The organism is Bradyrhizobium sp. Leo170 (assembly GCF_004296405.1).
GTDB lineage: Bacteria > Pseudomonadota > Alphaproteobacteria > Rhizobiales > Xanthobacteraceae > Bradyrhizobium.
Genome location: NZ_PSRR01000082.1, coordinates 20,877 through 28,258 on the forward strand (window position 1 = coordinate 20,877; position 7,382 = coordinate 28,258).

Consider the following 7,382-nt stretch of genomic DNA (forward strand, 5'->3'; position numbering starts at 1 on the left):
GCTCTTTGACAAACGAAAATTTCGCAGCTTTGTAGATTAGTTCTCTTTAGAAGCTATTTTTTCGGCAACCGCGGTGAAGTTTGCGGCAACCTGTCACGCCTTGCCGGTCTTCCGCGGCTTCGACGCGGGTTTGCGCGACGGCGGGGCGATCGGCTGGATATTGGTTTCGGCCAGGTATCGCTGCAGTGCGATAGCGCGGTCGCTCGACTCGACCAGGCGCTGCACCAGGTCGAGCAGCAGCTCGAACTCACGCGCGCTCAGGCAGCCGAATTCTGCGTCGTTGACCTGCATTTGCGTCGGCGCCAGCCGCTCGAGCAATTCGACGCCCCGCGACGTGACGCTGAGCGAGAGCCGTCGGCGGTCGCCCTGATGCGCCGCCTTTTCGATCAAGCCCTTGCTTTCCAGCTTGTTGGTCACGGTGGTGACGAAGGCACCACTGAGATGGAGGTGGTCGGCGACGGTCTTGACGTGGACGTCGCCTTGCGCCGCCAGATGCCGGATCGCGATCAGCGTGGTGTATTCGATTCCGGGAAGACCGATGACGGCGGCATGGCCGTCGCGCAGGGTCTGATGCCGGGCCAGGAATCCGAACAGGCTGTGCACCAGTTTGCGAAACTGCTGGTCGGAGCCGTCTACGAGCAGTTCAGGGCGGGAGGTCGTGAGCGCAGTGCGATGGGTGATGCGTCCGGCGCCGGGCTTGGTGGTGATGGCGCGCGCTGCTGTCTTGGCCAAGGGATCATCTCATTGATTGGGTTCGTCGGAAGATTGAACGCTCCCAATGGCAATTGCAATGCTTGTAATTGCAATGCTTGTGCCCGGATGGGCACAGCGTTTAATGCCGCCTTGACATTCAGTCCATAATAGCTTCGGATATTAGCTATCTAATCCTGCATCGGGCTGGCACGAGGTGCCATTTGTTCGATGTTCTTTTTTGGGGATCGCGATGGACGAGGCATCATCCGGGGCGGCTGCGGGCGGTTTGGTCAAGAACGGCGCCGAGCACGTCGCAAGCGTGCGGGACGGTAGGGCGGTCTTTCTCGACGGCGAGCGCGTCGCCGATGTATCGACGCATCCTGCCTACCGTCATGCCGTCGAGTCGGCCGGTGTGCTGTACGATTATCAGGCGCATCCCGACAATCTGGAGCGGATGACTTTTGACGTCGGCGGCGGCCGGCGCATCAGCCGCGCCTGGCAGCTCCCGAGGAGCTATGAGGATCTGGTCGAGCGTCGAAAGGCGCTGGTGGAGTGGGCCGAATTGTCATGCGGCTATCTCGGCCGGTCACCGGACCACGTCGCGTCTTCGATGTCCGGCATGATGATGGGCATCGAGGTTTTCGAAAATTATGACCCGAAGCGCGCTCAGGCGTTTCGCGACTGGTTCGACTACGCCCGCAAGAGCGACCTGTTTATGACTTACGTCATCAACAACGTGCAGGGCGACCGCTCCAAGGCGTTTGGCAGTCAGGGCAAGGGCGCCGAGGACATGGTGGCCCGTATCGTCGACGAGGACGCTTCCGGCATCACCATTCGCGGCGCCAAGCTGTTTGCCACCAGTGCGATCATGGCGAATGAGCTGTTTGTGGGCTCCGGCCAGCCGCTCCGGCCGGGTGAGGAGCATCTGGCATTTTCCTGTGCGCTGCCGATGGGCACCAAGGGATTGAAAATGCTGTCGCGAAAGTCGTTCGAGGCGCACGCGGTCAGCGAATACGACAATCCGCTGGCCTATCGCTACGACGAGAACGATGCCCTGGTGTTCTTCGACGACGTCAAGGTGCCGTGGGAACGCGTCTTCCTGCTGCGCAACACCGACATGTGCCGGGCGCAGCTCCACGATACGCCGGCGCACATCTATCAGAACTATCAGGCGCAGATCCGGCTTTCGGTCAAGCTGCGGTTTCTGGTCGGCCTGGCGCGCGGCATTGCGCAGACCATCGGCACCATCAATTTCCCGCCGGTGGTCGATACGCTCGGCAAGCTCGCGTCGCAGGCCGCGCTGATCGAGGGCATGGTGTTCGGCATGGAAGCCGGCGGCGCCATGCGCGGCGAATATTTCCTGCCCAACAAGCATCTGCTTTATGCGGCGCAGGTCCAGTCGCAGGAAATGTATCCGCAGATCATCAGCACTATCCGTGAATTGGCCGGTGGGGCGCTGTTGATGCTGCCGTCATCGGTGCGGGATTTCGCCAATCCGGAATTGGCCGACATCATCTCGCTCACTCAGATCTCGCCGGCGATGAGCGGCGAGCAGCGGGTCAAGATGCTGAAAATGACCTGGGATGCGGTCGGCTCGGAATTCGCCTCGCGCCATCTGCAATACGAGATGTTCTACGCCGGTGCGCAGTTCGTCACCCGCGGCCACAGCTATCGCACCTATGACTGGGATCGCGCCTCTGGCCTCGCCGACCGATTGGCGAGCAAGTACCGGTTGCCGGATTTCGAGAATTAATGCGCGGCGCCTGAGAAGTCGCGGGGCAGGCGGTTTTCCGCGACGCGCACATTGCGGATGCCCGCCGGCGTGTTGCGGCTGCGACCCACAAAACGCGGAACGCCCGCCGTCAACACGGCTGATACCGCGGGGACGTCGCCGTTACGCAATGCCGACAAGGCGTCATCCTGCGAGCCGCCGGCGCAGGCATCGATGAGGAGCACGTCGGCGTCCTTGCCGGGCTGCAGCAGGCCGGTGTTGAGCCGATAGACGCGCGCGTTGTTGCCGGTGGCCGCGGCGATCGCCTGTTCCGGCGGCATGCCGCCGAGGCTTGCGAGGTGGCTGATCGTGTAGAACATGCCGAGCGGCATGATGCCGCTTCCGGTCGGTGTATCGGTGGCAATCAACAGCCGCTCCGGCTGCCCCGCATCATCGAGCAGTTTGGCCGTCAGCAGCGCGGTGCGCAGATTGCCCGCGGTGCAAAGCTGCAAGGCAATGGTGCTCTCGTTGACCAGCCGGGCGAAGCCCGCCTCCGGCATCGCCACCGGACCGCCATTGACGTGAAAGGACACGGTGGGATTGGACGCCAGCACATGCTCGGCCCAGATGCCTGACGAGCCGGGGATTGACGAGCCGCCGGTGTGCATGGTGGTCACCATGCCCAATCGTCGCGCCGCCAGCATCAACGGTGCATAGTCGAATGGCGTGGCAAATGCGCCGAACCCAGCCTTGGCGAGCCAGATGCCGGCACCTGCGAGTTCCTCGAGATCACCTTCAGTGAGGCCAGGCTCGAGAATGACCGAGCCGGCATGAACCCGCACGCCGCCGGGACGATAATCCAGGAAGCAGGCCCGCGCCGCCAGCGCCAGCGCCTTGACGCCGGCCGCATCCTTCGGCCGGCCCGGCACATGCACCTCCGATGCGGTGATCGCCGTCGTCGTGCCGCCGTGCAGATAGCTTTCGAGATAGCCGACGATGCGCTGGCGCGGGGTGTAATCGCCGAACGTGATGTGCACGTGGCTGTCGATCAGTCCGGGCATCGCCGTCGTTCCCGCGGCATCAATCACCACGTCGCAAGCTGCGACCGCGTCAGCAGAAAGCGTTCCGATCTCGACGATCTTGCCGTCGTTGATCAGGATGCCGTCGCCCTTCGCGAAGGGAATGGCGCGGTCGCCCGTAACGATAGTGCCGATATTGACGATCGCGGTGCGCATGGAGTGTTTCCGTCTCGCTAGGGTCAGTGCAGTCCGTCCTCGCCGACGATGGCGTCGGCGGATAGGCCTCCAACGCGCGCGCTGAGGCGGCCGCGATTGGCGAGGCAGACGATCAGCGCGATTTCGTCGGCGGCCGGCGCGTCCGGCGGCAGCGTCACCGAGACGCCGTCGTAGTGTGAGCGGACGTAAAGGGCGTCCTTATGGGCCAATGGAACATCGATCAGGCACCCAGGCGCCGCGAGTTTCGTGAAGGAGGGGATCCAGGCCTTGGCGCCGCCGACGGCCTCCCGTAGCGGCGTCGCAAAGGTCGTGGTCAGCAAGGCGTTGGCATGCTCGAGTTCGCCGCCGAGGCCGACGACGCCGCCCTTGCCATAGCTTTCAGCCTTGTGCGGCCCGAGCGCCTCGATCGCCAGCTTGGCCAGCACTGCTCCAATCTCCGCGCTGGCAGCCGTCCCTTCGGACAAGTCTTCGACGTAGCGGCCGGCATAGGGATTCTGGATGATCGCGACCGCGGCAACGCGGCGCAGCGGCCTGGCGTGGCGCTGGCCAGCCTCGACCTCCTTGTGATCGGTGAAACAAAGCAGGCGTCTGACATCGAGTTTCATTTTAAATGGTCTCTCCCAAAACTGCCGCCACAAATCCTGCCGCATCAAATATGTTTGGGCAATAGCTTAGTTACGAAGCGAGAGCATGGCAGGGTGCAACCCGATGTGGATGACGGGCCGCAAGGGGTTGGGGTAGTAGCCCAGTCAGGAAGCCTCACGATCCCACAGCGCGCGTTGGCGGCCACGCAATGTATTCTCGATCAGGTGTGCGGCCTCGTCCGCGGCATCGACCATGCCGGTCATCAGCTTGCGCATTTTTCGGAAGTCGGTTGCCGACAACCCGCGAAACAGCATGTCGTTGACCGGACGCTGTACCGCCGCCAACTCGCTGAGCAGGGTTCGGCCCTTCGGGCTTACCGCGAGGATGACCCGTCGCCGATCCTCCGAGTCGGCGTCCTTGTGGACAAGGCCCCTGGCGACGAGCTTGTTGATCTCGATTGTGGCGAACGCGCCGCTGAAATGCAGATGTTCGGCGACCTGGTTCACTCCAATCTTCCTGTCCTCGCCGCTCAGATGTGCGACCGCAATCAGCACCGTATACTGCGTTCCGGACAGACCGATCACTGCGCCGAGCTGACTCCGTACCGCCTGCAACCTTGTAAAAACGGCGAGCGCATCGTGAATGAAGTGTCGGAAGGCCCGGTCGGACCCATCAACCATCAAATGCGGGATCGAGATCGTTGGCTCAATTCCAGGCTTTTGTGCCTTCCGATTGGTTTTGGCCGTCCGTGATCGTGCCTTCCTCGGCATGAATTCCTCGCTGTTGCGCCGCGATACAACGCACAAGCGCGAACAGCTTGCGTTGCGCTGCCGCAAAGTTCGGCATCGGCTTGCTTGACAGCGGTCTTTTTGCCTCGATAATATAGCTTTGTTATAAAGCTAATTAAGGCTCATGATCTCCTGATGACTGCAACCACAGATATCGATGCGCGTGCCTTCCGCCGGGCGTTGGGGCAGTTTGCCACTGGGGTTGCCGTCATCACCGCGCAGGCCGGCGACGGAAGCGCAATCGGGTTGACCATGAGCTCGTTCAATTCCGTCTCGGTCGATCCTCCACTGATTCTGTTCTCGATCGACCGCAAGGCATTCAGCCTGGCCGCGATGACGGAGGCTAAGGGTTACGCCGTGAACATCCTGGGCCACGATCAGGAGCATCTGTCGAACCAGTTCGCCCGGGCGCTCGGCGACAAATGGACCGCGGTGGAGCACACGATCGGCCATATGTCGGCGCCGCTGCTCGCCGGAGCGCTGGCGCATTTCGAATGCGTGCCTTATGCGCAGTATGACGGAGGTGACCATGTGATCTTCGTAGGGAGGGTCATGCGGTTTTCCGCCCATCCTCCCAAAGAACCGCTTATATTCTTTGGTGGGGCCTATCGCAGCCTTGCCGGAACCGAAAGCAGCCCGGAATGGCCGCTTCCAATGCACTACTGAATCCATCCATGGAATCTCGAGGCCTTCATGATCAAGACTGGCGCACAGCACATTGCGAGCCTACGCGACGGACGCGAAGTTTATCTTGATGGCGAACTGGTGACCGATGTTACCACGCACCCGGCGTTCCGCGGCGCGGTGGCCTCGGTCGGTCGGATGTTCGACTTCCAGAGCGCGCCGGAAAATCGCGATCTGATGACGTTCGAGACCGATACCGGCACGCGCGCCAATCGCATCTGGGAGTTGCCCGGCAGCTACGACGCGCTGGTCCGGCGCCGGCGCGGCCTGGAGGCCTGGACCGAGCTGCATGCCGGCTTCATGGGCCGCGCGCCGGACCACGTCGCCTCATGCATCGCGGGCATGTATATGGGGCTCGAGGTCTTCGAAGCCTATGACAAGGAGCGCGCCAAGGCGCTTGCGGACTATTATCGCTACGCTCGCGACAATGATCTCTATCTGACTTACGTCATCATCAATCCACAGGCAGACCGCTCGAAGAGCGCCGCCGGGCAGGCCGATCCGTACCTGACCGCGGGCATCGTGTCGCGCGACGACGACGGCATCACTATCCGCGGCGCTAAGATGCTGGCGACCGGCGGGATCATGGCCAACGAGGTGTTCGTCACCTGCATCCAGCCGTTGCAGCCGGGCGATGAAAAATATGCGATTTCCTTTGCGATCCCGATGAACACCGAGGGGTTGAAGATTCTCTCGCGCAAATCCTACGAGGCGGCGGCGGGGGCAGTGTTCGACAGCCCGCTGGCGAGCCGCTTCGATGAGAACGATGCGGTTCTGTATTTCGACGACGTCAAGGTGCCCTGGAACCGGGTGTTCATCGTCGATGACATCGCGATGTGCCAGAAGCAGTTCCATGTCACGCCGGCGCATGTCTACCAGAACTATCAGGCCATGATCCGGCTTTCGATCAAGTTGCGCTTCCTTGCGGGAATCGCGCACCGTATCGCGGAAACCAATGGCATCATCGGTTTTCCGCAGGTGAAGGAGACGCTCGGCCAGCTCGCGGCCGAAGTCAGCATGGTGGAAGCGTTCATGGTCGCGATGGAGACCAAGGGCCAGCAGCGCGGCGCCTATTTCGTGCCGGATCGGCAGATGCTCTACGGGGCGCAGACCATGACGCAGCAGCTCTATGCCAAGATCATCAACGCGCTGCGCGAGCTTGCCGGCGGAGGCATGATCATGCTGCCGTCCTCCGTGAAGGATTTCGACAATCCGGATCTGGCCAAGCTGATCGGCAAAACCCAGCAGTCGCCGGCGGCCGGCGCCGTGGACAAGGTGAAGTTCTACAAGCTCGCCTGGGATGCGGTTGGATCGGAATTCGCCTCGCGGCACGCGCAATACGAAATGTTCTATGCCGGTGCGACCTTCGTCACCAAGGGGCATGCCTTCCGCACCTACGACTGGCAGAAGTCGGCGGCATTGCTCGACAAGATGCTGTCGAGCTACGATCTCGCGGACGAATTGACCAACGACCAAAAACCGGCTTCATCGTCCCGGGCGGTCGCCTAAACTTCAGGAAAGTCGAAAATGGCAATCAACAAGCTTCACGACGAATTCCGCGCCATTGATATGTCCAGCGGGTGGGAGACGCCCCCGGGCTATCCGGCCGGCATCCAGCAGAAGATCCTCTCGGGCGCCTGGATGAGGTGAACAGGCGCGGCAGCCGCACCCGCCTGCTTCGGTTCG

Annotated in this window: 8 protein-coding genes; 4 read left to right on the top strand and 4 right to left on the bottom strand. The window is 62.0% G+C overall.

Annotated features, from left to right (window positions below):
• Positions 1 to 93 precede the first annotated feature (93 nt).
• Complete coding sequence (locus tag CWO89_RS16330; protein ID WP_130579810.1) at positions 94 to 732, bottom strand: MarR family winged helix-turn-helix transcriptional regulator; 639 nt, start codon at positions 730 to 732, stop codon at positions 94 to 96.
• 211 nt (positions 733 to 943) lie between these two features.
• On the opposite strand from CWO89_RS16330, the gene CWO89_RS16335 reads away from it, so the two are divergent.
• Positions 944 to 2,446, top strand: a complete 1,503-nt coding sequence (locus tag CWO89_RS16335) for a 4-hydroxyphenylacetate 3-hydroxylase family protein (RefSeq protein WP_207234497.1) — start codon at positions 944 to 946, stop codon at positions 2,444 to 2,446.
• On the opposite strand, the gene CWO89_RS16340 is transcribed toward CWO89_RS16335, so the two are convergent.
• From CWO89_RS16340 to CWO89_RS16350, 3 genes are all read right to left on the bottom strand, one after another.
• Positions 2,443 to 3,639, bottom strand: a complete 1,197-nt coding sequence (locus tag CWO89_RS16340; RefSeq protein WP_130579811.1) for an amidohydrolase family protein — start codon at positions 3,637 to 3,639, stop codon at positions 2,443 to 2,445. The genes CWO89_RS16335 and CWO89_RS16340 overlap by 4 nt on opposite strands.
• 23 nt (positions 3,640 to 3,662) lie before the next feature.
• Positions 3,663 to 4,244, bottom strand: a complete 582-nt coding sequence (locus CWO89_RS16345) for an amino acid synthesis family protein (RefSeq protein WP_130579812.1) — start codon at positions 4,242 to 4,244, stop codon at positions 3,663 to 3,665.
• Between the two features lie 144 nt (positions 4,245 to 4,388).
• Positions 4,389 to 4,904 (bottom strand): MarR family winged helix-turn-helix transcriptional regulator, encoded by a 516-nt coding sequence (locus tag CWO89_RS16350; protein WP_165421189.1) that lies wholly within the window; start codon positions 4,902 to 4,904, stop codon positions 4,389 to 4,391.
• A 243-nt stretch (positions 4,905 to 5,147) separates the two neighbouring features.
• On the opposite strand from CWO89_RS16350, the gene CWO89_RS16355 reads away from it, so the two are divergent.
• From CWO89_RS16355 to CWO89_RS48855, 3 genes are read left to right on the top strand one after another with little or no spacing between them, the layout of a single operon-like run.
• Positions 5,148 to 5,678, top strand: coding sequence for a flavin reductase family protein (locus tag CWO89_RS16355; protein ID WP_245476330.1), 531 nt, complete (start codon positions 5,148 to 5,150; stop codon positions 5,676 to 5,678).
• 27 nt (positions 5,679 to 5,705) lie between these two features.
• Positions 5,706 to 7,205, top strand: a complete 1,500-nt coding sequence (locus CWO89_RS16360; RefSeq protein ID WP_130579814.1) for a 4-hydroxyphenylacetate 3-hydroxylase family protein — start codon at positions 5,706 to 5,708, stop codon at positions 7,203 to 7,205.
• An 18-nt stretch (positions 7,206 to 7,223) separates the two neighbouring features.
• Entirely contained in the window at positions 7,224 to 7,346 is a 123-nt protein-coding gene (locus tag CWO89_RS48855) for a hypothetical protein (RefSeq protein ID WP_283813534.1), read from the top strand.
• Positions 7,347 to 7,382: the final 36 nt, after the last annotated feature.